This window comes from Streptomyces sp. NPDC006544 (assembly GCF_040611715.1).
Classification (GTDB): Bacteria; Actinomycetota; Actinomycetes; order Streptomycetales; family Streptomycetaceae; genus Streptomyces.
The window spans coordinates 1-21894 of sequence record NZ_JBEXOV010000073.1 but is presented as its reverse complement, the minus strand read 5'-3'; the positions used below and the strand labels follow the sequence as shown (position 1 = coordinate 21894).

The following is a 21894-nucleotide window of genomic DNA, read 5'->3' as shown; positions in this document are numbered from 1 at the left end:
CCCGACATGAGCGCCCCCACCGCCATCCCCACCACGATCACCACCGACCAGCGCCGCGCCGCCTGCCGCGCCCTGGGCTTGCCCCCGGCCCTGGTCTACGACGTCCGCGTACACGCCCGCGACGGGGTCGACGCGTCCCTGTATGTCCTCGACCGCGAGGGCCGCCGGATCCACTACGACGAACAGCCGCTCACCGCCACCGTGCACATACCCCTGTCCGAGGAGGTGACCGCCCGTGGCACTCCCTGAGACCGGCGCCGCATGGCCGCCCCCGCAGTGGGCCCCGATCTATGACCGGATCCGCATCGATGACGCGTGGTACTCCGGCGACCCCAAGCGTCTGGGCCGCCTGCAAGGCGACGCCCAGGAACAGCTCGGACGCCGCCGGATGTGGGGCCGCCGCTCCCAGCCGGCGGCGGGCCGTGACAACCGCCTGCACATCCCGCTGCCGGGCGACATCGCGACCACCAGCGCGGACCTGCTTTTCGCGGACATGCCTGCCATCCGCACCACGGACCGCACCACGCAGGGCCGCCTTGAGCAGCTGCTCGACGAGGGCCGCGTACAGCAGACCTGCTTGGGCGGGGCCGAGCAGGCCGCCGCCCTGTCCGGTGTATTTCTGCGGGTGACGTGGGACAAGGACCTTGCGGCCCGGCCGCTGCTCACCGTGGTGCAGCCCGACGCTGCCATCCCCGAGCACCGGTTCGGCATGCTGCGCGCCTGCACGTTCTGGGAGGAACTTCCCAGCGGCGACGGGGCCACCGTGTGGCGGCACTTCGAGCGGCACGAGCCCGGCCGCGTCATCCACGCGCTGTACCGAGGGACGTCCGACAACGTCGGCCGCCCTGTCCCGCTCGGCGAGCACCCCGCGACCGCCGACCTGGTCGCCTCCCTCGACCCCGACGGGGACGGGCAGACGATCAGCACCGGTATCCCCCTGCTCACCTGCACCTACGTGCCGAACATCGGCCCCAACCGGCATCACCGCGGATCCCCGATCGGGCGCAGCGACTATGCCGCCCCCCTTTACGACCTGTTCGACAACCTGGACACGGTGTGGACGTCGTGGATGCGCGACATCCGCCTCGCCCGCGCGCGGCTCATCGTCCCGACCGGTTACCTGCGCAGCGAGGGGCCGGGCAAGGGCGCCAGCTTCGAAGACCGCGAGGTGTACGAACAGCTCAACATGCCGCCCAACGAACAGGGCGCAACCATCACGCTGACTCAGTTCGATATCCGGGTCGAGGAACACCAGCGAACCGCCGAGGCGATCATGAGGCAGGCCGCCCAGTCGGCCGGCTACTCTGCCCAGTCCTTCGGCCTGCACGGCGAGGGCGAGGCGATCACCGCGACCGAGTCCGATAGCCGCGACCAGCGCAGCATGGTGACCCGCAAGAAGAAATCGGGGTACTGGCGTCACGGCCTCGCCGACATGCTGCACGTCATGCTGTGGCTCGACGCCGTCCAGTTCGGTACGCCTGTCAAGCCCGAGCGCCCGTCGGTCGAGTTCGGCGACGGCGTCACCGAGTCGGAGCAGCAGACCGCGACCACGCTGGATCTGCTCGCCCGTGCACAGTCCGCATCCACCCGGACCAGGGTCAAGATCCTGCACCCGGAATGGGACGACACCGCCGTACAAGAAGAGGTCGCCGCGATCCTCGCCGAGACCGGCGCCGCCCCGGATCCCGTGGGGACGTTTCCGCTCGCAGCGTGACCGGCAGGGGGTGAGAGCGTGCCGATTCACCCGGGCATGGTCGAGCCCCTTGCCGAGCGCACCCGCGACCTGTACGCCGCCGCCGAGGAACGGCTACTCGCGATCATCGCCCGGCAGCTCGGCGCAGGTCTGGACGCGCCCAGTTGGGCCGAGCAGAAGCTCGCCGCCGTCCAGGCCATGCGTCGCGCCTCACAGGCCGTCGTCGACGAGCTGCACCAGGCCGTCACCCTCGACGTGTTCGACGCGGTCGCCGAGTCCTACAACACCGGGCACCGCGCCGCCGTCGCCGAGCTGGGCGCACTGTCCGACGACGCGCGCCGGCTGGTCGATGACCGGCTACCGCAGGCGCAGACCGTCGACCGCCTCGCACAGGAAACCGTCGACGTCGTCACCTCGACCCACCGCGGGATCCTGCGCGCCATCGTCGACCGCTTCCGCGCCGTCGTCGCCGAGGTCACGGCCACCGTGGCACTCGGCACCGGCACCCGCCGCCAGGCCACACAGGACGCCATGCGCCGATGGGCCGACGAGGGAGTGACCCACTTCCGCGACCGCTCCGGCCGCCGCTGGCAGCTCACGAGCTATGCCGAGATGGCGGTACGGACCGCGACCGGGCGCGCCGCCACCGAAGCCCACATGCGCACGCTCGCCGAGCACGGCGTCGACCTGGTCGCCGTGTCCGACTCCCCGCGCGAGTGCCCGCTCTGCCGCGCGTGGGAAGGCAAGGTGCTGTCCATCGGCGGTCCGGCCGGCGCCCGCACAGTCGAGGTCGAGCACGCCACCCAAGACGGGGTCATGGTCCCCGTGCGCGTGGCCGGGTCCCTCGACGAGGCCCGCCTCGCGGGGCTCCAGCACCCGAACTGTAGGCACTCGGTGAGCGCGTACACCCCGGGCCTGACCGTCATCGAGAAGGCCACCAGCGACCCGGACGGGTACGAGGCCGGACAGAGACAGCGCGCCATCGAGCGGCATATCCGCCAGTACAAACGCCGCCAGGCCGCCGCCGTCACCCCCGAGGGCAAGCGCGCCGCCGGGATCCGGCTTCGGCAGTGGCAGGGTGCCATGCGTACCCACCTTGCCGCGCACCCGGACCTACGCCGGTTGCGCCACCGGGAGCAGCCCGGAGCGTCAAACCTGCCCGAGCCGCGCACCGCGCCGACGCCCGAGCAGGTCGAGGCCGCACGCCTGTTCTCCGGCGACGAGCGGACACCGCGCGAGATGAGCGACGACCAGCTCGCCGCCGCCATGCGCTCCAACCTGCTCGACGACCAGGCCCGCGCGCGGGTCGAGGCCGAGGCCGACCGCCGCGACCTCGACGCCCTGCTCGACCGGGCGCGCCCCGGGGGTCGGCTGGTCGACGACCTGCTCGCCCTGTCCGACGACGAACTCGCGCGGATCCTGCCGCACCTCGACGACGTCGACACCTTGCACGTCATGGCCGAGGTTCACCGCCGCAACCGCGCCGGGGCCCTCCCGGGCGTGCGCGCGGACCTGGTCCACCTCTCCGACGACCAGCTCGCCGCCCGCTACCGCGACGCGCCCGACGACCAGGAGGCCACCGCCGCCGAGGCCGCCCGCCGCGACCTGCTCGCCCAGACCTTCCCCGCCGGGGCGCTCCGCGCCGACCTTGACCAGGCCGACGACGACACCCTCGCATGGGCCATGTCCTACGCCGACCCCGCCGAACTACTGCGGATCGCCGAAGAGATGGACCGCCGCGACGGGGTCGACATGCCGCAGCCGGCCACCACCGGCGACGCCGTCGACGACCTGCTCGCCGACCGCCAGGCCCTCGCCCAGGCACTTGCCCCCGCGCCCGACCCCGACGGGTGGGGCGCCCTCGCCGACGACGCCGTATGGGCCGCCGTCGCCGCCGGGGACGGAGAAACCACCCCGGCCGCCGAGGAAGGGGAGCACGAGGAAGGGCCGCGGATCACCCGCCGCCAGGCCCGCGCGATGTACGACGAGTACACCTACAGGCAGTACCTCGCCGCCGAACAGGACTGCAATGGGTACCTGCTCAACAAGAAGGCGCAGGCCGCCGGACACGACCCGGGGGCCCTGTTCTCAGGCCCGGCCCGGATCGCCTACAGCCGCGCCAGCGACGAGCTGAAAGAGTGGTGGGCCACGCACGGCAGGCTCACGCAGGCCGAGTTCATCACGAAGGCGACCGGGCAGCGTCAGCGCTGGTCCGAGGGCGCCGAGAAGAACGAGGCCGACCAGCAGAACAAGCGGTAGGGGGACATGGTGGGAACACGCGCGCAGATCGTCGAAGCGCACCAGAAGGGCAGCGAGGCCGGGCGGAGAAACGATCCGCCGACTGTCTGCCCGTACGGCCGTGACTCCATCCTCCAGACCGCATGGATCAAGGGGTACGCCGCCGCCCGCCGCAAGGCCGGGCACGAGCGGCCCCAGTAGCCGCACAACCGAAGAACATCCCAAGGGGGCCCGCCAGGTGCGGGCCCCCTTTCGCATGCCCGTACGCCCGCCAGGAGCGGGCCGACCAGCCCCAGGAGGGCAACACCATGAGCACCCCCACCCCCGGCCCGACCGGCGAGCAGGGCACCCCCAACCCGGCCCCCGGACAGGACCCCGCCGCCCCGCCGACCCCGGCCGCGCCGGCCCCTGGCGAGCAGGACCAGGCCGCGACGATCGCCCGGCTTGAGGCCGACCTCGCAGCCGCCCGTGCCGAGGCCGGCAAGGGCCGCGTCAACGCGAAGCAGGCAGCGGCCGACACCGCGCGCGCCGAGCTGACCGCGCAGCTGATCGGCATTCTCGACCCGTCCAAGGCGGGCCAGCAGGCGACGCCGGAGGAGCTGACACAGCAGCTCACCACCGCGCAGGCGCAGGCCCGACAGACCGCCGTCGAGCTTGCCGTCTACCGCACCGCCACGGCGGCCGGGGCCGACCCCGACGCCCTGCTCGACTCCCGCCAGTTCGCCGACTCCCTCGCCGACGTCGACCCGGCCGACACCGCCGCCGTCACCGCCGCCATCAAGGCCGCCGTGCAGGCGAACCCGCGTCTCGGCGGGAAGCCGACCGGGCCGCAGCTCGGCGGATCCGAGTTCGGCGGTCCGCCGCCGCAGGGCATTACCGCCGCCCAGTTCGCCGCCATGCCGTACGCGGAGCGCGCCGAGCTGTACCAGTCCGACCCAGCCACCTACCGGCGCCTCGCCGGGACCCAGTAAGCAAGGAGGGCACCTATGCCCACGACCACCGCCGCCAACCTGATCATTCCCGAGGTGTGGGGCGATCTCTCGCAGGCCAAGTTCCTGGGCGCCGTGCGCGTCCTGGGGTCGGGCGCCGTCCTCACCGACGACTCCCTTGTCGGCCAGCCCGGCGACACGATCGACTTCCCGACGTGGGACGCGATCGGCGATCTTGACGACCTCACCGAGGGCACGGCCATGACCACCACGGTCATGGGCCAGCGCGCCAGCAAGGCCACCATCAAGGAGGCCGGCAAGGCCGTCGAGATCACCGACAAGGCTCTACTTACCGGCCTTGGTGATCCCCGCGCGGAGGCGCAGAGGCAGTTCGGCATCCTCGCCGCCCGCAAGGTGGACGCGGCCCTGATCACGCAGGCCCAGGCCGACGAGACCGCCCAGGGTGGCGGCACGCCGCTGAGCTTCACCACCGCGGCCGGTAAGACGAAGTTCACGTGGGCGGACAGCATCGTGCCTGCCCTCGCCAAGTTCGGCGACGAGTGGGACCCCTCGGAGTTCGCCGGTCTGTTCCTCAACTCGGCGCAGCACGCCGAAGCGGCCCTTGACCCTCAGTTCATGGACGCGTCCAAGCTCGGCGGCGCCGACACGGTCGTACGCACGGGTCAGATCGGCGCCATTGCCGGACTGCCGATCTTCGTAACCAACCGCGTCGCGGCCGGAAAGTTCCTGGTCCTCAAGCGCAACGCGCTCGGCGCCCTCTACAAGCGCCGCCCGATCGTCGAGACCGACCGCGACATCCTCAAGCGCACCACGGTGATCACCACGAACGTGCACTACGCCGTGAAGCGTCTCGACGACAAGGGCGTCTGCGTCGGCACCCTCGCCACCAGCTGATCAGGAGAAACGTTCCGTCATGATGCTGCGCCGCTACCACCAGGGCGAGGAGCCCGGCCCCGAGCCGGACGCCCCGCCGAACGACGACGAGCACCAGGAGGCCGACGACGCCCCGCCGCCCGCAAAGGCGACGGGGCGTTCTGCTGCCCGGAGCAAGAAGGAGGCGTAAGCCGTGCCCCGGATCTATGCCACGCCGGAGCAGTTCACCGCGTGGTCCGGGAAACCGGCGCCGCCGGACGCCGACCGCCTGCTCACCCGCGCGTCCGAGGACGTCGACGACGCCCTCACGACCGCCCTGTACGACACCGACGGCATGGGCATGCCCACCGAGCCGGCCGTCGTGGCCGCCTTCGCGGACGCCGTCTGTGCGCAGGTCGAGTACCAGCTCGCCGCCGGAACGGACGGGACCGGAGCCGACGACCGGTGGGACTCCGTGAGCCTTGGCCCCGTCGCCATGTCCGGGCGCCGCACCGGCACCCAGGCCCCCGGAACGGTCGACCTCGCGCCCCGCGCGTACCGCGCGCTCACCCGCGCCGGCCTACAGGTGGGGGTGATCTGGTGAGAGTCCCCGACTGGCTGCTCCCGCACCGCATCACCATCGAGCCGTACGCGGGTGACACCGCGTACGGGCCGACGTACGGGCCGCCCACCGCCGACGTTCCCGCCCTGGTCGCCGAGACCGTGCGGACCGTCCGCAACCGCGAGGGACGCGAGGTCACATCCACGGCGCAGGTGCTCACCGCGCCCGATGTGGCCTGTCCGCCGCTGTCCCGGATCACCCTTCCGTCCGGGCGGATCACGACCGCGCTGCACATCGCCCCGCACACCGCGCCGGGCCTGCCCCTACCCGAATCCGCGGAGGTGTTCTGCGAGTGAACCGAACCCGCCTGAGATGGAACGGGGCCGCCGCCCTGCGCGGCACCCGGGCAGGCGCCGTACGCGGTCTGCGACTGGCCACGGAACACGTCCTCCAGGTGTCCCGTGCGCGGGTGCCGATCGAAGAGGCCACCCTCGAACGCTCCGGTACCGCAACCGTCGACGAGCAGGCCCTCACCGGGGCCATCTCCTACGACACGCCTTACGCGGTCCGCCAGCACGAGGAACTGACCTACCGGCACGACGCCGGGCGCAGCGCCAAGTACCTCGAAGGGCCGCTAACCGAGGAAGCCGACGCGGTCGGCGAGATCATCGCCGCCCAGCTCCGCAGGTCCCTGCGTGGCTGATCCCCTCGACGGGATCGCCCGCCTGCTCGACGCCGCCGGACACGCCACCTACGACCCGACCGGGACCACCGGCGACCTGTTCATCGAGAGCATGCCGCCGACCCCCGACGCGGCCGTCGGGCTGTGGCTGTACGGGGGCGAGGCGCCCGACACCCGCAACGCCTACGACACCCCCCGCCTACAGGTCCGCGTGCGCGGGGGCCCGGACCCGCGCGTCTCCCGCGCGCGCTGCTGGGCGATCTACAGCGAGTTGCACGGCCTCGCCGGCCTCGCCCTCGCCGACGGCACGTGGCTGGTTCTCGCCGCCGCCCGCGCCACCCCCGCCCCCATGGGCCCCGACTCATCCGGCCGACACGAACACGTCATCAATTTCGACCTCGACGTGTCCGCCCCCACCACACACCGCATCGAATAGGAGGCCCCCTCATGGGACGGCCCATTGACGCGCGAGGCTGGGAATTTCAGGTCGAGGGCGCCACGCCCAACACCTTTATCCGCCTCGCCAATCTCCTCTCCTGGTCCGAGAATCCAGGCGAAAACGAAGAGACGGTCGACACGACCGACTTCGATTCGGACGGCTATTACGAGCAGGACGTAATGCAGCGCGGATCGACGATCGAGGTAAGCGGCCAGTACGCCGCAACGTCCGGGACCCGCGACCCCGGACAGGACTACATCGACAAGACGTGGGCCTACAAGTTCGGCGAGGAGTCCCGGGGCCGCATGCGCTACCGCCACCTCTCGCAGAACGAATGGACCGTGTGGGAGTGCACCGTGACCCCCGGCGAGCGCGGCGGCGAAACCAACGCGAAGACCTCATGGTCTGCGACGTTCACCCGGTGCGGCGCGCCGACCACAACGGCGGTGGCCCCGTGACCGATCCCCTTGAGCCCGCCATGTGGGCCGAGGTCGCCGACTTCGACGCGTTCTTCCAGGAGCACGCCGAACCCGCCCCCAAGCAGGGCACCCCGCTGCGCCTGTACGGGCGCACGTACGTCCTCCCTGCCTCCCTGCCCACCCTGTTCACACTCCAGCTCCAGCGCGTCCAGCACTCCGCGAGGCCGGAGGACATCCGCCGGCTGCTCGGCTCCCTGTTCGGCCCGGACGCGGTCGACCACTGGACCGAATGCGGGATGGACGATCGACGGCTCGGCATCGTCCTGCTGTGGGCGACCGCCCAGAGCGCAGAGGCCGGCACCGTGTCCATGGAGCGCGCCGCCCAGCTGTACGACGAGCGCGAGGCCATGAAGGCCACGGGAAAAGCGGCCCCGCGGAAGGCCCCGAACCGGCCCCGCCCCAAGGGCCAGGGCAAGGGGAAGCCGCGGAATTCTGGCAAGCGGTCCTGACGCACTGGGGCGCGGTCGAGGCTGACCTCGCCCGCGAATACGGCACCACCCCCGACGAGTTGGCGCGGATGTCCACGCGCCGATTCCTGGTTCTCCTCGCGGGACTTCCCTCGGAATCCCGTTTCGCACATGCGTGGCGCAATACGCCGCGCGTCGTGAATGACCCGGACGAAATCGCCCGGCTTACCGGCCGCTAGGCCGGTCGCACCACAACTCAATACATAACTAAATAGGGGGTGCACCATGGCCCTCACAATCGGAGAGCTGACAGGTTTTATCGACCTGGACGACTCCGGGGCACAGCGCGGCGTCGACGGGGCCGAGGCCGCGCTCGAACGGTTCCAGCGCGACGCGAACGGCAGGCTCCGCGACACCCGGGGCCGGTTCATCGCGGCCGGTGCCGAGATGGGCGCCGCGCTCAGCGAGGGCATCAGCGAGGGCGCGGAGGAATCCGAGCAGGCCCTCGCCGACGTCGGGCACCAGGCGGAGGAAGCCGGGCGCCAACTGGCCGAAGCCGGAGACAAGGCGGAGGGCACGGGCCGGGGCCTGGCCGGTATCGGTCCGCTGCTCGGCGCCGCCGCCACCTCGACGAAGCTGCTGGCCGGTTCGGCCCTGGCCGCTGCGGGCGGTATCGCCGCTGTCCCGCTGGCGATCATCGGCCTGGGCGCGGCCGTTCTCAAGGAGAACGAGCAGGTCAAGTCCGCTTTCTCGGACATGGCCGAGTCGGCCAAGGCCACCGTCCAGAAGGCCGCGCAACCGCTGGTCAAGCCGTTCGTCGAGGCGGCCGGCCAGATCGAAGGCACGGTCAAGGCGATCGGCCCGCGGCTCGGCGAGCTGTTCGCCGGGGTCGCGCCGATGGTGCAGCCCCTGGTGGGCGGCATCGGGTCGCTGGTCGAAAACCTGCTGCCCGGCCTGGTCAACGTCGTCCAGGCTGCACAGCCGGTCGTCGAGGCCCTGTCGGGCGGCTTCGGCCTGCTCGGCGATGGCCTGTCCGGCCTGTTCGACGGGCTGAGCACGGGCGCTGCTGGGGCCGCCGAAGGGTTGACGGGCCTGTTCGAGGGCCTGTCGATCATCCTGCCCGCGCTGGGCGGGTTCATCGGCACGCTGGCGCAGGCTGGCGGGCCGGTCCTGTCGGCCCTGATGGGGGCGCTTGCGCCGCTCGTCGAGACCCTGCTCGACAGCCTCGCCCCCGCCCTGGCATCACTGGGCCCGCCCCTCGCGCGCCTGATGACGGCGCTGGGCCAGGGCCTCGCGCCGATCGTCGACGCGCTCGGCCCGATCCTGGCCGCAGCCGCAGACGCCTTCGGCATCCTGATCGACGCCGTATCGCCGATCCTGCCGGTCATCGGCAAGCTGGTCGCGTCGGTCCTGCCCGCGATCACGCCGCTGCTCCAGGCCCTCGGCGACGTCCTCGTACAGCTCGGCCCCACGGTGGGGATCCTGGTCGACGCCCTCGCGGGCGCACTGACCCCGATCCTCGACCAACTGCCGGGCCTGGTAACCCCGTTCGCGGCGGTCCTCGGCCAGCTCGCAGAAACGATTCTGCCGATCCTGGCGGACCTGATCACCGCCCTGGCTCCGTCGCTCGCGACAGTCGGCGCAGCCTTCGGGCAAATCCTGGTGGCCCTGGCGCCGCTGCTGCCCGTCATCGGTCAACTCCTGATCGGCGCGATCACGGCCCTGATGCCGCTGATCACTCCGCTGATCGAGCTGATCGGCAAGCTCGCGGCCGTGTTCGCCAACGGCCTGGCTGCGGTAATCGAACAGGTGGTCGTGCCGATCATCGGCGCGATCGTCGCCCTGCTGCAAGGCGACTTCGGCAAGGCGTGGGGACTCGCCAAGGGGGCCGTACAGGCGGCCGGTGAGCTGATCGGCCAGATCGCTACGAAGATCGGCGAGTGGGTCGGCAACGGGATCTCCGCCGCTGTCGACTGGATCACCGGTCTGCCCGGCCGCGCAGCGTCCGCGCTCGCTCCCTTCGCGGGGCGGATGCGGGAACGCGCGGTCGAGGCGCTGGGCGCCTTCCGCGACTCCATCGTCAGCAAGGCCGGTGAAGCGGTCGAGTGGATGCGTGGCCTGCCGGGCCGCATCGCGGGAGCGATCGGCGACCTGGGCGGCCTGCTCGTCGACAAGGGCCGCGACGTCGTGCGCGGCCTGTGGCGCGGCATCGAGGGCATGGGCTCCTGGCTCAAGTCCACCTTGACCAGCTGGGCCCGCAACTTGATCCCGGGCCCCATCGCGAAAGCGTTGGGCATCGCCTCACCGTCGAAGGTGATGGCGCGGGACGTGGGCCGGTGGATCCCCGCCGGTCTGGTCAAGGGCATCGAGGGCGGGGCCGGCGCGGTCGACCGCACCATGCGCAACCTCGTCACCCCGCCCGACGTACCCGCCTTCGCCGCAGCCTTCGCGGGCGCGGGCGGGGGCGCGTTCGGCAACCCCTTCGCGTCCGGTGGCGGGGCCGGCGGGCCCATGGTCCACGTCGAGCACTGGCACGCCGCTGAGAACGGCACGCCGGACGACAACGCCCGCGCGCTGGCGTGGGCCGCAAAGGCACGGGGGTGACCATGGCTCCCGGCGATCGGATCACCCAACCCGGGCAGGTGCAGTACGGCGATCTCCTGCTCGGCCCCGGCACCCCGTACCGGTGGCGCTCCATCTCGGGATGGGAGGAGCTGCCCGCCCTCGACGACGGGTCGGTACCCCGCTCCGACGCGCCCGGGGCGTTCCCCGGCACCCTGCTGGCGCAGGCCCGGACGATCGGCCTTGACGGTCTGATCGTCCGGGCCCCCCGTGAGCGGATCGGCGCGGTGGTCGGCGCACTGAACGCGGGCACCGTCCCCCGCACGGATGAGATCCCCCTCGTGGCATGGCTCGACGATCGGGGCCCCCTGCTCGCCTACGCGCGGGCAACCCGGCGGATCGTCCCGGCCGGGATCGGCTACCGGCTCGGCACCATCACGGGCGGCGCGGTGCAGTTCACCGCGACCGACCCCCTGCGGTACGAGCCGATCGAGCGGACCGTCGCGGCCTCCCTGCCCACCCCCGAACCCGGCCTGTCGTGGCCTCTCGTCTGGCCGCTGAACTTCGGCACGCCTGGCAGTAGCGGCGCCCTGGTCGCGGCCAACGTCGGTGACGCCCCCACCCATCCGATCATCGAGTTCCGCGGGCCGGTTACCGTGCCAGCGCTGACCAACATCGACACCGGCGACGTGCTCGAATACGACATTCCGCTCGCGGCGGGCGACGTGCTCACCGTCGACACCCGGGCCGGAACGGTCGTCCTCAACGGGACCGCCTCTCGCCTCTACACGGTGACCAGCCGCTCAGTGCCGGAGCAGACGTTCACGCTCGCCCCCGGCCTTACGAATCTCAGCTTTCGCGCGGGCCCCGAAAGCGGTCCCGCCGCAACCGCGACCGTGCGCTACCGCTCGGCCTACTGGTAAGGAGAACAACCCGTGACCGTGCGCGCCGCATGGCTCTTGCCCACCGGGCAGGCCCGGGAAGACACCCGCCTCGCCCCCACCAATCTCGTCATGCACGAAACGGAGATGCGCGTACGCGACGGGGCCCTCGCGGGCGGCAATCCCTTCGCCGCTTCCGGGGCCGGCGCGATGGCCGTACAGATCGGCCCCGGTCGCGCCATCGTGCAGGGAACCGACGCGCAGGGCGCTTACCCCGTCGCCAACGATTCCGCGGTGACCCTGACCATCGCGGACGGGGCCGCGCAGTTCGCCCGCATCGACTCTGTCGTACTGCGGGTCAACGACCCGTTGTTCGACGGCGGGACCGTCGCGGCCCGTATCGAGATCGCCCAGGGGACCCCGGCCGCCAGCCCCGTTGCGCCCACGCTCCCGGCCGCGAGTTTGCGCCTGTGGGACATCGCCGTACCGGCGGGCGCCAGCGCGGGCGCGGGCGGCATCGGCTGGGGCGGCGCGCTTGTCGACCGCCGCCGGTACACGGCCGCAGCGGGCGGGATCATCCCGCGCGGCTCGGGGCTCGTTTTCAGCGGCGCCTACGACGGGCAGTACCGCGACAACGGCACCAGCCTGGAGCGCTGGAACGCGACGGCCGGAGCGTGGCAGACCTACCGGCCGCCGGTGGAGTCCGCCACGGTCACCACCACCGGGGCCGTGCCGGCTACCGGGTTCTCGCTCACCGCCCTGCACGCCCGCCGCATCCCGGGTGTTGTGCAGTCGTTCAGCGTCGTCGTCAACCGAACCGGTTCGACGATCACCTCGCCTGCGGGCGGCAACGTCGTCGACGTCCCGCTCGTCACCCTGCCCGCCGGATGGCGCCCCGCGTACGACATGGAGTTGGTCGCCTCGGATGGTTTCGCCGACGGCGCCGCCTACATGAGCACCGCTGGTCTGATCACGCTTCGCACGTGGTCGGCCGCCGGAACGATCCAGAGCGGGCGCGACATCCGCATATCCGGCTGCTTCGTTGTGTGAGCCGTAGGGGGTGCCGTGACCTCCCCCTACCGTCTGCTCTTCACCGATCTCCGGTCGGATGAGCTGATCGACGTCCTGCCCGTACACGGCGTCGCGCTGGACGACTTCATAGGCAAGACGGGCCGGTTGACCGGCACCGTGCCGATCCCTAACTCGGCCATCGCCGAGCGGGCCCGCCGGGCGATCCTCCCCGGCCGGACCGGGGTGTGGGTCGAGCGCGGGCGCGACATCTGGTGGGGCGGCATCGTCTGGACGCTGTCCCTCGCCAGCGACGCCCGCGGCCGTCTCGGGGCACAGATCCAGGCCGGCGGGTGGGAGTCCTACCTGTACCGGCGCCTGCTGTACGACACGCAGACCGCCGACGACATGGACCAGTTCGACATCGTCCGGCAGCTGGTCGACTACGCGGCCGACATGCCGGGCGGCGACATCGGTATCACCTACGACACGACCCTGTCCGGGGTCATCCGGGACCGCACCTACCTGCGCTACGACCTGCCCAGTGTCGGCGAGCTGATCGACGATCTCGCCGCCATCGACCAGGGCTTCGAGTGGCGCATCGCGTCCTACCGCGACGCCGACGGCCGCCGTATCAAGCGCATGCAGTTCGGCTCTCCGATCATCCGTACCGGATCGGCCGATATCGTCCTCGACCACCCCGGCCCGGTTCTCTCCTACACCTGGCCCACCGACGCCACCCGCAAGGCCAACGCGTGGCAGACCCGGGGCGCGTCCATCAACCGCAACCAGACCGCCGAGTCCTACCCGCTCACCTCGCCCCTGCTGGTCTCAACGGCCGACCTCGACACGGGGTGGCCGCGCCTGGACGGGTTCAGCGACTACTCGACCGTCTCGCGTCAAGCCACCCTCGACGCGCACGCCCAGGCCGACCACCGCGCCGCCCTGAACCCGGTCACCATCCCGGAAATCACGGTCCTGCTCGGCGGTGACATCACCCCCGCCCTGATCGGCGCGACCGTCCGCGTCCGGATCCGCGACCTGTGGCACCCCACCGCCCTCGACGCCCGCTTTCGCGTGGTCGGCATGTCCATCAACCCGCCCGAGCGCGGGCGCCCCGAAACCGCCCGCCTGTACCTGGAGGTCCCGTAATGCCGCACATCCCGCAGGACGTACTCGACCGCATCGCCGCTCTCGAACGGCAGATCAAGCAACTTGCCGGGCGGGCCCAGATCCGCCCAGCCCTCAACCAGGTGCTGAGCGGTGACGTGGTCGTGGGCGAGGGCGGACAGCTCAAGGTCAAGGCCGCCACCGGTGTCGAACACTTCCGGGTGGGCCACCTCGGCACGTTCTACACCGACGAGAACGGGGAGACCGCCCGCGAGTTCGGGACGATCATCCGCCGCCGCGACGGAAGCATCGCCCTGTCCATCTGGAACGGACAGGACGCGACCAATCCGCAGGTCATGAGGATCATCGACGCCAAGGGCAACGAGATCATCGCCGAGAACATCGAGCAGGGCGGCTTGCACCGGCCGCACGGCGCGCAGGCATGGTTCGACATCCAGCCGGGCCGCTGGCCCAAAACGGAGTCCTGGTCGTGGGAGACGCTGCAAGAGGCGCACATCGAGACCGAACACGGCAAGGTGCGGATCTTCGCCCAGAAGGCCACCGTCGGCAGCGGCGGTGAACTCCGGCTGGTCATCAACGACCAGGAGATCGCCAAGAGCGACGGCGGCTTCGACGACACGTACGCCATCCCGAACTTTGAGTTCGGCGCCCTGGTCGCCGTTCAGCTCCAGGCCCGCCGCACCGGCGCTGCCGAAGCGGTTTGGGCGACGTTCTGCCGCGTGCACTGCGTCGGCTAGCCCTACCCGAAAGGAGGGCCGGCCCACCGATGGCACTGCCCGAGTCCATACCCACCGTCCGCGCCCACGGCCGCTACCTCGCCCCCGACGGAACCCCCCTCACCGGTCAGGTCGTGTGGCGTGCGCCCAGCCTGCTGACCATCCCTGACAGCGACGTGTTCCTCGGGGGCCCCGTCACCGCGCCGCTCGACGCGAACGGTCGTTTCGAGGTCGTGCTACCGGCCACCGACAGCCCCGGCATGTCCCCTACCGGCTGGGCCTACGTCGTCTCCGAGCAGCTGGCAGGCGTGCCCGTAAACCGCTCGTACAGCGTGCTCCTGCCCCAGGCCCTCGGCGAGGTCGACCTCGCCGACATCGTGGCGTCCGACCCCACCACCCCCAACTACGTGCCGATCGCGGGCAGCCAGATACTCACCGGGACCACCGCGCCGACCGCCGCGACGGGCCTTAACGGCGACTTCTACATCCAGTACGACACCCGCACCCTGCAAGGGATCACGCACACCACGGTCACGCAGTGGACCAAGGCCGGCGGAACGTGGACCCGCGCCGGGGGCGACATCCGCGGGTCTCAGATCTACCTGAACACCACCAGCACGCCGAGCGCCGACGCCAAGCAAGGTGACCTGCTCATCCGGACCGACACCGGCGACATGTGGCAGAAGGGCGCTACCTCATGGGGTACCGCCGTAGGCAACCTCAAGGGACCGCAGGGTCCCCAGGGCCCGCAGGGGATCCAGGGAGTCAAGGGCGACACCGGGGCCGCCAGCACCGTTCCCGGGCCGCAGGGCCCCAAGGGCGACACCGGGGCCACCGGTCCCGCCGGACCGCAGGGCCCCCAGGGGATCCAGGGTGTACCCGGCACCGGCTCCGGCACGGTCACGGCCGTCAACGGAGTTGCACCGAACGGCGCCGGAAACGTGACCCTCGCGGCGGGTGACGTCAACGCCGTGCCCGTCGCGGGTGGAACGTTCACCGGCGACGTCGCTTTCAACGGTGCTGCGGGTGCCTACCGTCAGTTCAGCTTTGACGTGGGCGGTGTGAAGCGCTGGACATTCCAGAAAGACGACACCGCCGAATCTGCCGGAGCAGGATCCAACCTCCGCATCTCGTCTCGCAATGACGACGGCTCATTCAAATCGACCCTCTTTTTCGGCGACCGCGGCACGGGGGCGATAGCCCTGGGCACCACCACCCCGGCCGCTAATGCCAAGCTCACCGTCAACGGCCCGAGCGTCCTCAAATCGGACGCGACGGGAACCGACCCGCTCAAGGTACAGAACGACGTGGGCGTAGACGTCCTGTCGGTCCGCAAGACCGGCAGCGCGTTTATGGGGCAGGGAAACCTATACCTCGCCAAGAATGCGCGAATAGGCGGCTCGTCCGCAACGGCTATCGGGAGCGCCGTAAACGGGGTGCTGGCCATTGACAATGGGACGGGCCCGACCGCCGCTAACACTTCGGGCGTACACCTGTACGCCAATGCCGGTCAGCTCGTTTTGCAGGAGCAGAGCGGACGCTATTTCACGGTCAGCGAGGGCGCCCGGAACGTCTGGACACCGCAGGCACTCGGCTATCAAGCCTGGTCAGTCGACCCGGCCACCGTGGCCAACCCAACCACTCCCGCGAAGGCCGCAACGGTCGGTCGTATCTATTTCTCCGGCATGAACATTACGCAGCCCACCCAGGTAAACACGGTGGTGATTCACTCCCGCGGCTGGGCCGGTTCTGCCGCTGTGCCTGCCGCCCGTTTCTACGTTGGGATTTACGACGAAGCGGGTACGAGGGTGGCAACATCCGGCCTCGTATCGTCCGTGCCAATGGCAGGGCAGGGCACAGGAATGGCGCCTGCCGCAACGAGTAACCACGTGGGCCCCGTCCCCATTGGCTTGTCCGCCCCGGTCACACTCACCCCCGGACGCTATTGGGCCGCATTCCTGCTGTCTGCCGGTTCAGCCACCGATTTCTACTATTTCCACATTCAAAATGAAGCACCCGCGAACCCCGGCAATTTCTCGCTCGCCCCGCATTTCCAGCGCCATTGGTGCATCCCTAGCGGCCAGTCCTCGCTACCCGCCACCGTAAGTCAGGCGACCGGCGAGGTCGGACTCGACCCCGCAATCATGGCGCTCGCAATGCTCTGACCCCACCTACTAGTTCTCGTAGGTGACTCCCCCGATTCCCCGTACGCCCCGGCACCGCGCCGAGGGCTTTTTTCATGTCCGGAGGACACCCCACATGGCAAACCCCCTGCCCGCAGACACCTTCCGCAACGCCATTGCAGGCGAGGGCGTCGACGTCGTCGAGGTCGGCGCGTGGCGCACCCACAACCGCAACCACAAGGGCCCGTTCGACCAGCTGCACGGCGTGATGATCCACCACACCGTCACCAAGGGAACCGACTACTCCGTAGAGCTGTGCCGCACCGGCTACACCGACCTCCCCGGCCCGCTCTGCCACGGCGTCATAGACAGGGCCGGACGCGTCCACCTGATCGGCTACGGCCGCACCAACCACGCGGGATCCGGCGACCCCGACGTACTCGCCGCAGTCATCGCCGAGCGCTCCCCGCTCCCCTCCGACAACGAGGCAACCACCGACGGAAACCGCGCCTTCTACGGCTTCGAGTGCATCAACCTGGGCGACGGCGACGACCCGTGGCCCGAAGCCCAGGTCGAGGCCATCGCCCGCACCGCCGCCGGTATCTGCCGCGCCCACGGATGGGGCGCTGAGTCCGTGATCGGCCACTCGGAATGGCAGCCCGGCAAGATCGACCCCAAGGGTCCGATCGGCACCGCAAACGGCCCCGCGCTCACCATGGACAAGATCCGCGCGCGCGTCGCCCAGCTCCTCGACGACGACCAGCCGGCCCCCGCCAAGCCCACCCCGGACCCGGCCCCCGCCGCCGTGTCCCTGGCCAAGCTCATCACCGCCGCCCGCCAGGACCCGCCCCGCGCCGGTACCCCGGTCAGCTACCCGGGCACCCGGATCGTCGAGGACGCCCTCGCCGCCGAGGGCCTGCTCGCCCGCGACCTGGTCGACGGGCACTTCGGCACCGCCACCCGCGACGCCTACGCCCGATGGCAGCGACGTTGCGGCTACTCCGGCGCCGCCGCCGACGGCATCCCCGGCCGCTCCTCCCTCGACACCCTCGCCCGGCGCCACGGCTTCACCGCCGCCGCGTAACACCCAACACCCGAACAGGACCCCCGCCATGACCCCCGCCAACAAGCGCAGCATCCGCACGGCCCTACAGACCGGCCTTGCGTTCGCCCTCGCCCTGCCCGCCATCGTCGCGGCGGCCGGCATCCCCGACGCGCTGCCGTACGTGGCCGGTGCACTCGCCGTCGCGGGCGGCCTCGCCCGCGTGATGCAGCTCCCGGCCGTCGAGGCCCTGCTCGACCGCGTCGGCCTGGGCCTCGTCGACGAGGCCGCGGAGTGACCCCGCCGGCCCCGGACGACACGGGCGTCGCCCTCGAACTGGAGCGGCTGCGCGCGGTCGTCGAGGTCGGCATGACCCGCATCGACGGATCCCTCGCCCTGCTCGTCCAGCGCAGCGACCAGACCGACAAACAAGTCGCGGACCACGAGCGCAGGCTAGACCTCCTCGAACGGGGCCGCTGGCCCCTTCCGTCCCTCGCGGCCCTGGTCGCCGTCGTGGGCGTCCTGCTCGCCCTCTGGCAGGCCGGGACCGCCCGGTAACAACAACGCCCCCCGTACGGCCGCTCAGGGCCGTACGGGGGGCGCTCTTTGCGTTCCTGATCAGCGCGGGGGCTTTGGGCACGCGTAGTCAGGTCGGAAGAAGTTCGGGCAGGCCACCAGGTGCACCGCGTAGAAGGTGGACCCGCCGTTGATCCACCATCCTCCGACGACGTCCCGCTCGTGTGTAATCGACTCCCGGGCGCCTTCCAGCTGGAGCCGGATCGTCTCGGGGTCGGCCGCGTGGTCGCCGTCGAACCGCTCGGCGTACACCTTGATCTGTCCGTGGAACCAGTCGACCGCGGCCTCTACGTCTTCAAAGGTGCCCTTGATGAACTGGGGGCTCTTGAGCAGCCAGTTCGCAGGCTCGATGGGAGCCACCGACAGACTTGCAAACCCGGGGTTCGTCGGCCGGCGCTGTGAGTCGGTGCCGTAGTCGCTCCCTGACCCTAACCACGCGTAGCCGTGGTGATGAACTCCCATGGGGCTACCTCCAATTGAGGGCGGCCCCCCCAGGTGGAGGGCCGCCCCTTGTTCACTGGTGCGCGGAGCTTATCGCCCGTGGGCTACTTGCGCCCGCACCCCTGGCCGTCGCCGCAGCCGCCGTTGTCGTTGCCGCCCTTGCCGTCGCTGTCGTCGCCGCCGTCGCCGCCGCCGCTCACCGTGGCCATGCGCTTGAGTGCTTCCTTGAGCGTCACTGTGTGCCTCCTCAAGATCCCCGGTACGGAGACTGCCCCCGTACCGTCGTGCACTTGCTGACCCACCCCGTCCGGCTCCCATTGCCGTACATGCCGGACGGGGTGGGGGTTGGCACCGTCCCTACCGGGATTCCGATACGTGGCGGGGGAGCCTCGATCTCGGGTCCGTCCGGCAGGGACGGAGTTTTGGGGGTAGGGCCCCGCCCGTGGGAGAGGGAACGGGCGGGGCCGCAGTGGGGCCAGTGCCTACTACTGGCGCCCCTGTTGCTCCGGCTGGGGTGGTGGGGAAAGGGACAGCCGGAGCGTTCCAACCCGCCCCCTGCGTATCTCGCGGCCATAAGGGATGTGGGGACCGGATAGCGGACAGGGGGCGGAGCTTTAGACCCGCAGCTCGGCGAGGCGGGAGTCGTGGAAGATCAGGACGTCCCGCTTCCGCCAGGCGAGCAGGATGTGACCGCCACCCTTGACGTGCGGAACGACCCGGACGTGAGCGACATGGAAGACGTCCCGTGCATGCACGGGCTTCCGGCACAGGACCACGGCCGGAATGAGTCCCTGGTACGGCGCCGTCGGCGGGTGGCATCGCCGGGCCCACTCCACCTGATGCGGCTTGAGCCACGCCATGGACCCGCACACCCGCCCAGGGGGGAGAAGCTGCCTCACCGCTGCATCACCGCCGTCGCCCCCAGGAATAGGCCAACGCTCGCCGCGACCATGAACACGGTGAGCGGTCCCGTGAACCGGGCCGCGAAGTCGTACGCCCTCCGCGCCCGACTCCGCCGCCGGCGCGACTCCCGTACGGCACGCCTCACCAGCTCCGGCGCAGCGTCCTGTATGGCGGCCGACACCACCGCGGCTTCCTGGTCGGCGAGCATGTCGACCCATCCCGCTTCCAGCTCGGCGCGCTCCTCCGCCGTGAACCGAAACACCTCTTCCGGTCTCACAGCTCCCCCCTGCTGAGCGCGTTGGCCCGCCGGACACCGGAGGTGACGCGCTCCTCGTCGGTCGGCTTCACCAGGTCGCCCGGCTCGACGTCCCACTCGACACCGCCCTCGACAGGCCGGACCTGGCACAGGCCCCAGTCGCGGCCCATGAGCCTGCCCAGCTTCCCCGTGGACTTGACCTTGACCAGGTCACCGATGAACGGCACCCAACCGGCGCCGCCAGCCGCCTCGGCCGCGCTCACGCCGCCACTCCTTCACCGTCGGTCACCCGGTGCGGGTGCTGGCGGATGATGCCGTTCATGTTGTGGACGCCCACCGTGTTGCCCAGCGGGCGGATCGCTTCGCGGTGCCGCGCGGCGGCCCCGCAGATCAGGCACCCCGACACCGGCACGGGCTCAAGGTTGGAGTGCAGCGCGGGGGGCGAGCTGGCCTTACTACTGCTCATCGTTCAACCGCCTTTCCAGCCCGGCCGTGAGGGCTCGCAGGATCTCGGGGGTTGCGCGTGTGGTCGTCCGGATCGGCGCGACATCAGCCGGCACCCATGCGGGCATCGGGGAGTCGTCACGGCCGAGCCGGTGGAAGTCCCTCCGGGCTATGGCGGCGTCCACGTCGCTCACGCGTCGCACCCGCTTCGGGAGCTGGTCCGCCATGGTCGTCACGCCCTTTCGGTCACCCGAAGCCTTCATGACTTTCTGTGCTACAAGCGTCGCCCTGCGCGCGTACTCTCAAAAGGGGGGCAGCCTGGACAGGGCCAACTGTCCAACGAATTTCGGGGAGTTGTTCGAATGAGCGTGGAGACCGAAGAGACCGACCCAGACGACCCAACCGCGTCTCCGCTGGTGCACTTCGGCCGTGAGGTCCGGTTAGAGCGGGAGCGGCTGGGCATCTCGCGCAAGGAACTGGCGAAGGCGGCGACCTGCGGTTACTCGCTCGTGGCCAAGATTGAGAGCGGCGACCGTGTACCGCCGCGTGAGTTCGCGGAAGCCTGCGACCGCCTGTTCCCTCACTCCAATGGGCGGTTCGTGCGTCTGTGGCCCCTGGCCCTGCGCTACGCCTTCCCGCCCTGGTTCCGCCGGTACGTCGAGCTGGAGGAAACGGCGTCCGTGGTGCGCATGTTCAATTGCCAACTCCTCCCGGGCCTGGTGCAGACGACCGCCTACGCCCGCGCGGTGCTGCGCACCGGTCGCCCGACGAATCTCGAAGACCTGGTCGCCGCTCGCATAGAGCGACAGCGCGTCCTGACCCGTGAGCAGCCGGCGCGGTTGTGGCTGGTCCTGAACCAAGCCGTGCTGACCCATACAGTCGGCGGCCCGGACGTCATGCGCGCGCAGCTCTCGCGCCTGCATGAACTGGCCGCAGACCCGGCGCACCGCGTGCAGATCATCGAGGACAAGGGGAGGCATCACGGCTACCACAGCCCCTTCGGTGTGCTCTCCTTCAACGAAGGCACCGACGTGGTGCACGTTGACGGGTTCCCCCGGGGCTATCTCCTCGCCGAGCCAGACGACTTGGAAAAGGCGCGGGAAGCCTATGATCTGCTTACGGCCATGGCATTGCCGCCTGATGAGTCGGCCGACCTGATCGACTCCACATTGAAGGACAACTACTCATGAACCGTGCTGGCATCCCCGAGCAGGCTTGGCGAGCGTCGACGTACAGCGGCAACAACGGCGGCGAGTGCGTCGAGTGGGCCCCCGAGTACGTCGCGACTCACGGTGTCGTCCCCGTGCGGGACAGCAAGGTCAAGGGCGGACCGGTGCTAACGGTGACCCCGTCCGCGTGGGCCAGCCTGGTTGCCCTGGCGGTGCAGTAGAACCCGCCCGCGCATGCGACGGCCCCGGCACCTTCTCAGGTGTCGGGGCCGCTTGCTGCCGCAGTGCTTCGCGTTTCCGCAGGTCAGGCCACGAGTGTTTTGGACGTGGTGTTGCACAT

The 21894-nt window shown here is 70.7% G+C and carries 30 protein-coding genes; 24 read left to right on the top strand and 6 right to left on the bottom strand.

The features are described from left to right. The first annotated feature begins 6 nt into the window (after positions 1-6). The 22 genes from ABZY44_RS27665 (at position 7) to ABZY44_RS27560 (ending at position 18323) form a co-directional block, all read left to right on the top strand. On the top strand, positions 7-249 hold the full coding sequence (locus ABZY44_RS27665; protein WP_356658394.1) for a hypothetical protein: 243 nt from the start codon (positions 7-9) through the stop codon (positions 247-249). Further along, the gene (locus ABZY44_RS27660) at positions 236-1714 is read left to right on the top strand and encodes a phage capsid protein (protein WP_356658392.1); all 1479 of its coding nucleotides are present in this window, start codon (positions 236-238) and stop codon (positions 1712-1714) included. The genes ABZY44_RS27665 and ABZY44_RS27660 overlap by 14 nt, the downstream gene beginning before the upstream one ends. Before the next feature lie 18 nt (positions 1715-1732). After that, positions 1733-3952 (top strand): phage minor capsid protein, encoded by a 2220-nt coding sequence (locus ABZY44_RS27655; protein ID WP_356658390.1) that lies wholly within the window; start codon positions 1733-1735, stop codon positions 3950-3952. A gap of 6 nt (positions 3953-3958) precedes the next feature. Continuing rightward, positions 3959-4132, top strand: coding sequence for an Rmf/CrpP fold protein (locus ABZY44_RS27650; RefSeq protein WP_356658388.1), 174 nt, complete (start codon positions 3959-3961; stop codon positions 4130-4132). A 107-nt stretch (positions 4133-4239) separates the two neighbouring features. Further along, positions 4240-4902 carry a hypothetical protein gene (locus ABZY44_RS27645; RefSeq protein ID WP_356658386.1) on the top strand — a complete coding sequence of 221 codons (663 nt, stop codon included), beginning with the start codon at positions 4240-4242 and terminating at the stop codon, positions 4900-4902. Between the two features lie 15 nt (positions 4903-4917). Beyond that, on the top strand, positions 4918-5775 hold the full coding sequence (locus tag ABZY44_RS27640; protein ID WP_356658384.1) for a phage head protein: 858 nt from the start codon (positions 4918-4920) through the stop codon (positions 5773-5775). Between the two features lie 19 nt (positions 5776-5794). Continuing rightward, entirely contained in the window at positions 5795-5944 is a 150-nt protein-coding gene (locus ABZY44_RS27635) for a hypothetical protein (protein ID WP_356658382.1), read from the top strand. Positions 5945-5947: 3 nt separating this feature from the next. After that, complete coding sequence (locus ABZY44_RS27630; protein WP_356658380.1) at positions 5948-6337, top strand: hypothetical protein; 390 nt, start codon at positions 5948-5950, stop codon at positions 6335-6337. Further along, positions 6334-6651: a hypothetical protein gene (locus tag ABZY44_RS27625; RefSeq protein WP_356658378.1), complete on the top strand. Its 318-nt coding sequence runs from the start codon at positions 6334-6336 to the stop codon at positions 6649-6651. The genes ABZY44_RS27630 and ABZY44_RS27625 overlap by 4 nt, the downstream gene beginning before the upstream one ends. Beyond that, entirely contained in the window at positions 6648-6998 is a 351-nt protein-coding gene (locus ABZY44_RS27620) for a hypothetical protein (protein ID WP_356658376.1), read from the top strand. Before ABZY44_RS27625 ends, ABZY44_RS27620 begins: the two co-directional genes overlap by 4 nt. Then, positions 6991-7413 carry a minor capsid protein gene (locus ABZY44_RS27615; protein ID WP_356658374.1) on the top strand — a complete coding sequence of 141 codons (423 nt, stop codon included), beginning with the start codon at positions 6991-6993 and terminating at the stop codon, positions 7411-7413. The genes ABZY44_RS27620 and ABZY44_RS27615 overlap by 8 nt, the downstream gene beginning before the upstream one ends. 11 nt (positions 7414-7424) lie before the next feature. After that, entirely contained in the window at positions 7425-7874 is a 450-nt protein-coding gene (locus tag ABZY44_RS27610) for a hypothetical protein (RefSeq protein ID WP_356658372.1), read from the top strand. Then, positions 7871-8344, top strand: a complete 474-nt coding sequence (locus tag ABZY44_RS27605; RefSeq protein ID WP_356658370.1) for a hypothetical protein — start codon at positions 7871-7873, stop codon at positions 8342-8344. The genes ABZY44_RS27610 and ABZY44_RS27605 overlap by 4 nt, the downstream gene beginning before the upstream one ends. 243 nt (positions 8345-8587) lie before the next feature. Further along, positions 8588-10906, top strand: a complete 2319-nt coding sequence (locus ABZY44_RS27600) for a hypothetical protein (protein ID WP_356658368.1) — start codon at positions 8588-8590, stop codon at positions 10904-10906. Between the two features lie 2 nt (positions 10907-10908). Next, the gene (locus tag ABZY44_RS27595) at positions 10909-11787 is read left to right on the top strand and encodes a hypothetical protein (protein ID WP_356658366.1); all 879 of its coding nucleotides are present in this window, start codon (positions 10909-10911) and stop codon (positions 11785-11787) included. Positions 11788-11799: 12 nt separating this feature from the next. Continuing rightward, positions 11800-12795: a hypothetical protein gene (locus ABZY44_RS27590; protein ID WP_356658364.1), complete on the top strand. Its 996-nt coding sequence runs from the start codon at positions 11800-11802 to the stop codon at positions 12793-12795. A gap of 15 nt (positions 12796-12810) precedes the next feature. Then, positions 12811-13905: a hypothetical protein gene (locus ABZY44_RS27585; protein WP_356658362.1), complete on the top strand. Its 1095-nt coding sequence runs from the start codon at positions 12811-12813 to the stop codon at positions 13903-13905. Continuing rightward, positions 13905-14621: a hypothetical protein gene (locus ABZY44_RS27580; protein ID WP_356658360.1), complete on the top strand. Its 717-nt coding sequence runs from the start codon at positions 13905-13907 to the stop codon at positions 14619-14621. The genes ABZY44_RS27585 and ABZY44_RS27580 overlap by 1 nt, the downstream gene beginning before the upstream one ends. A 29-nt stretch (positions 14622-14650) precedes the next feature. Beyond that, a complete protein-coding gene (locus tag ABZY44_RS27575) occupies positions 14651-16765 on the top strand; it encodes a hypothetical protein (RefSeq protein WP_356658358.1) in 2115 nt (704 codons plus the stop codon). A 94-nt stretch (positions 16766-16859) separates the two neighbouring features. Continuing rightward, on the top strand, positions 16860-17807 hold the full coding sequence (locus tag ABZY44_RS27570; RefSeq protein WP_356658356.1) for an N-acetylmuramoyl-L-alanine amidase: 948 nt from the start codon (positions 16860-16862) through the stop codon (positions 17805-17807). A gap of 28 nt (positions 17808-17835) precedes the next feature. Next, entirely contained in the window at positions 17836-18063 is a 228-nt protein-coding gene (locus ABZY44_RS27565) for a hypothetical protein (protein ID WP_356658354.1), read from the top strand. Next, positions 18060-18323, top strand: coding sequence for a hypothetical protein (locus tag ABZY44_RS27560; protein ID WP_356658352.1), 264 nt, complete (start codon positions 18060-18062; stop codon positions 18321-18323). Before ABZY44_RS27565 ends, ABZY44_RS27560 begins: the two co-directional genes overlap by 4 nt. A 60-nt stretch (positions 18324-18383) precedes the next feature. Here the strand turns inward: ABZY44_RS27560 and ABZY44_RS27555 are convergent, their stop codons facing one another. From ABZY44_RS27555 to ABZY44_RS27530, 6 genes are all read right to left on the bottom strand, one after another. Next, positions 18384-18701 (bottom strand): hypothetical protein, encoded by a 318-nt coding sequence (locus tag ABZY44_RS27555; RefSeq protein ID WP_356658350.1) that lies wholly within the window; start codon positions 18699-18701, stop codon positions 18384-18386. A gap of 185 nt (positions 18702-18886) precedes the next feature. Next, positions 18887-19018: a hypothetical protein gene (locus ABZY44_RS27550; RefSeq protein WP_356658348.1), complete on the bottom strand. Its 132-nt coding sequence runs from the start codon at positions 19016-19018 to the stop codon at positions 18887-18889. Between the two features lie 378 nt (positions 19019-19396). Next, positions 19397-19537, bottom strand: a complete 141-nt coding sequence (locus tag ABZY44_RS27545) for a hypothetical protein (protein ID WP_356658346.1) — start codon at positions 19535-19537, stop codon at positions 19397-19399. A 140-nt stretch (positions 19538-19677) separates the two neighbouring features. Continuing rightward, complete coding sequence (locus ABZY44_RS27540) at positions 19678-19962, bottom strand: hypothetical protein (protein ID WP_356658344.1); 285 nt, start codon at positions 19960-19962, stop codon at positions 19678-19680. After that, positions 19959-20204, bottom strand: coding sequence for a hypothetical protein (locus ABZY44_RS27535; protein ID WP_356658342.1), 246 nt, complete (start codon positions 20202-20204; stop codon positions 19959-19961). Before ABZY44_RS27535 ends, ABZY44_RS27540 begins: the two co-directional genes overlap by 4 nt. After that, the gene (locus ABZY44_RS27530) at positions 20201-20407 is read right to left on the bottom strand and encodes a hypothetical protein (protein ID WP_356658340.1); all 207 of its coding nucleotides are present in this window, start codon (positions 20405-20407) and stop codon (positions 20201-20203) included. Before ABZY44_RS27530 ends, ABZY44_RS27535 begins: the two co-directional genes overlap by 4 nt. 340 nt (positions 20408-20747) lie before the next feature. On the opposite strand from ABZY44_RS27530, the gene ABZY44_RS27525 reads away from it, so the two are divergent. Further along, complete coding sequence (locus ABZY44_RS27525; RefSeq protein WP_356658338.1) at positions 20748-21575, top strand: helix-turn-helix transcriptional regulator; 828 nt, start codon at positions 20748-20750, stop codon at positions 21573-21575. Then, positions 21572-21775 (top strand): DUF397 domain-containing protein, encoded by a 204-nt coding sequence (locus ABZY44_RS27520; RefSeq protein WP_356658336.1) that lies wholly within the window; start codon positions 21572-21574, stop codon positions 21773-21775. The genes ABZY44_RS27525 and ABZY44_RS27520 overlap by 4 nt, the downstream gene beginning before the upstream one ends. Positions 21776-21894 lie beyond the last annotated feature (119 nt).

What these genes read in the sequence shown, in the direction of transcription:
- ABZY44_RS27665 (WP_356658394.1), top strand. Translation starts at nt 7, where the DNA reads ATGAGCGCCCCCACCGCCATCCCCACCACGATCACCACCGACCAGCGC.
- ABZY44_RS27650 (WP_356658388.1), top strand. Translation starts at nt 3,959, where the DNA reads ATGGTGGGAACACGCGCGCAGATCGTCGAAGCGCACCAGAAGGGCAGC.
- ABZY44_RS27645 (WP_356658386.1), top strand. Translation starts at nt 4,240, where the DNA reads ATGAGCACCCCCACCCCCGGCCCGACCGGCGAGCAGGGCACCCCCAAC.
- ABZY44_RS27640 (WP_356658384.1), top strand. Translation starts at nt 4,918, where the DNA reads ATGCCCACGACCACCGCCGCCAACCTGATCATTCCCGAGGTGTGGGGC.
- ABZY44_RS27635 (WP_356658382.1), top strand. Translation starts at nt 5,795, where the DNA reads ATGATGCTGCGCCGCTACCACCAGGGCGAGGAGCCCGGCCCCGAGCCG.
- ABZY44_RS27610 (WP_356658372.1), top strand. Translation starts at nt 7,425, where the DNA reads ATGGGACGGCCCATTGACGCGCGAGGCTGGGAATTTCAGGTCGAGGGC.
- ABZY44_RS27600 (WP_356658368.1), top strand. Translation starts at nt 8,588, where the DNA reads ATGGCCCTCACAATCGGAGAGCTGACAGGTTTTATCGACCTGGACGAC.
- ABZY44_RS27595 (WP_356658366.1), top strand. Translation starts at nt 10,909, where the DNA reads ATGGCTCCCGGCGATCGGATCACCCAACCCGGGCAGGTGCAGTACGGC.
- ABZY44_RS27580 (WP_356658360.1), top strand. Translation starts at nt 13,905, where the DNA reads ATGCCGCACATCCCGCAGGACGTACTCGACCGCATCGCCGCTCTCGAA.
- ABZY44_RS27575 (WP_356658358.1), top strand. Translation starts at nt 14,651, where the DNA reads ATGGCACTGCCCGAGTCCATACCCACCGTCCGCGCCCACGGCCGCTAC.
- ABZY44_RS27570 (WP_356658356.1), top strand. Translation starts at nt 16,860, where the DNA reads ATGGCAAACCCCCTGCCCGCAGACACCTTCCGCAACGCCATTGCAGGC.
- ABZY44_RS27565 (WP_356658354.1), top strand. Translation starts at nt 17,836, where the DNA reads ATGACCCCCGCCAACAAGCGCAGCATCCGCACGGCCCTACAGACCGGC.
- ABZY44_RS27530 (WP_356658340.1), bottom strand. Translation starts at nt 20,407, where the DNA reads ATGAGCAGTAGTAAGGCCAGCTCGCCCCCCGCGCTGCACTCCAACCTT.
- ABZY44_RS27525 (WP_356658338.1), top strand. Translation starts at nt 20,748, where the DNA reads ATGAGCGTGGAGACCGAAGAGACCGACCCAGACGACCCAACCGCGTCT.
- ABZY44_RS27520 (WP_356658336.1), top strand. Translation starts at nt 21,572, where the DNA reads ATGAACCGTGCTGGCATCCCCGAGCAGGCTTGGCGAGCGTCGACGTAC.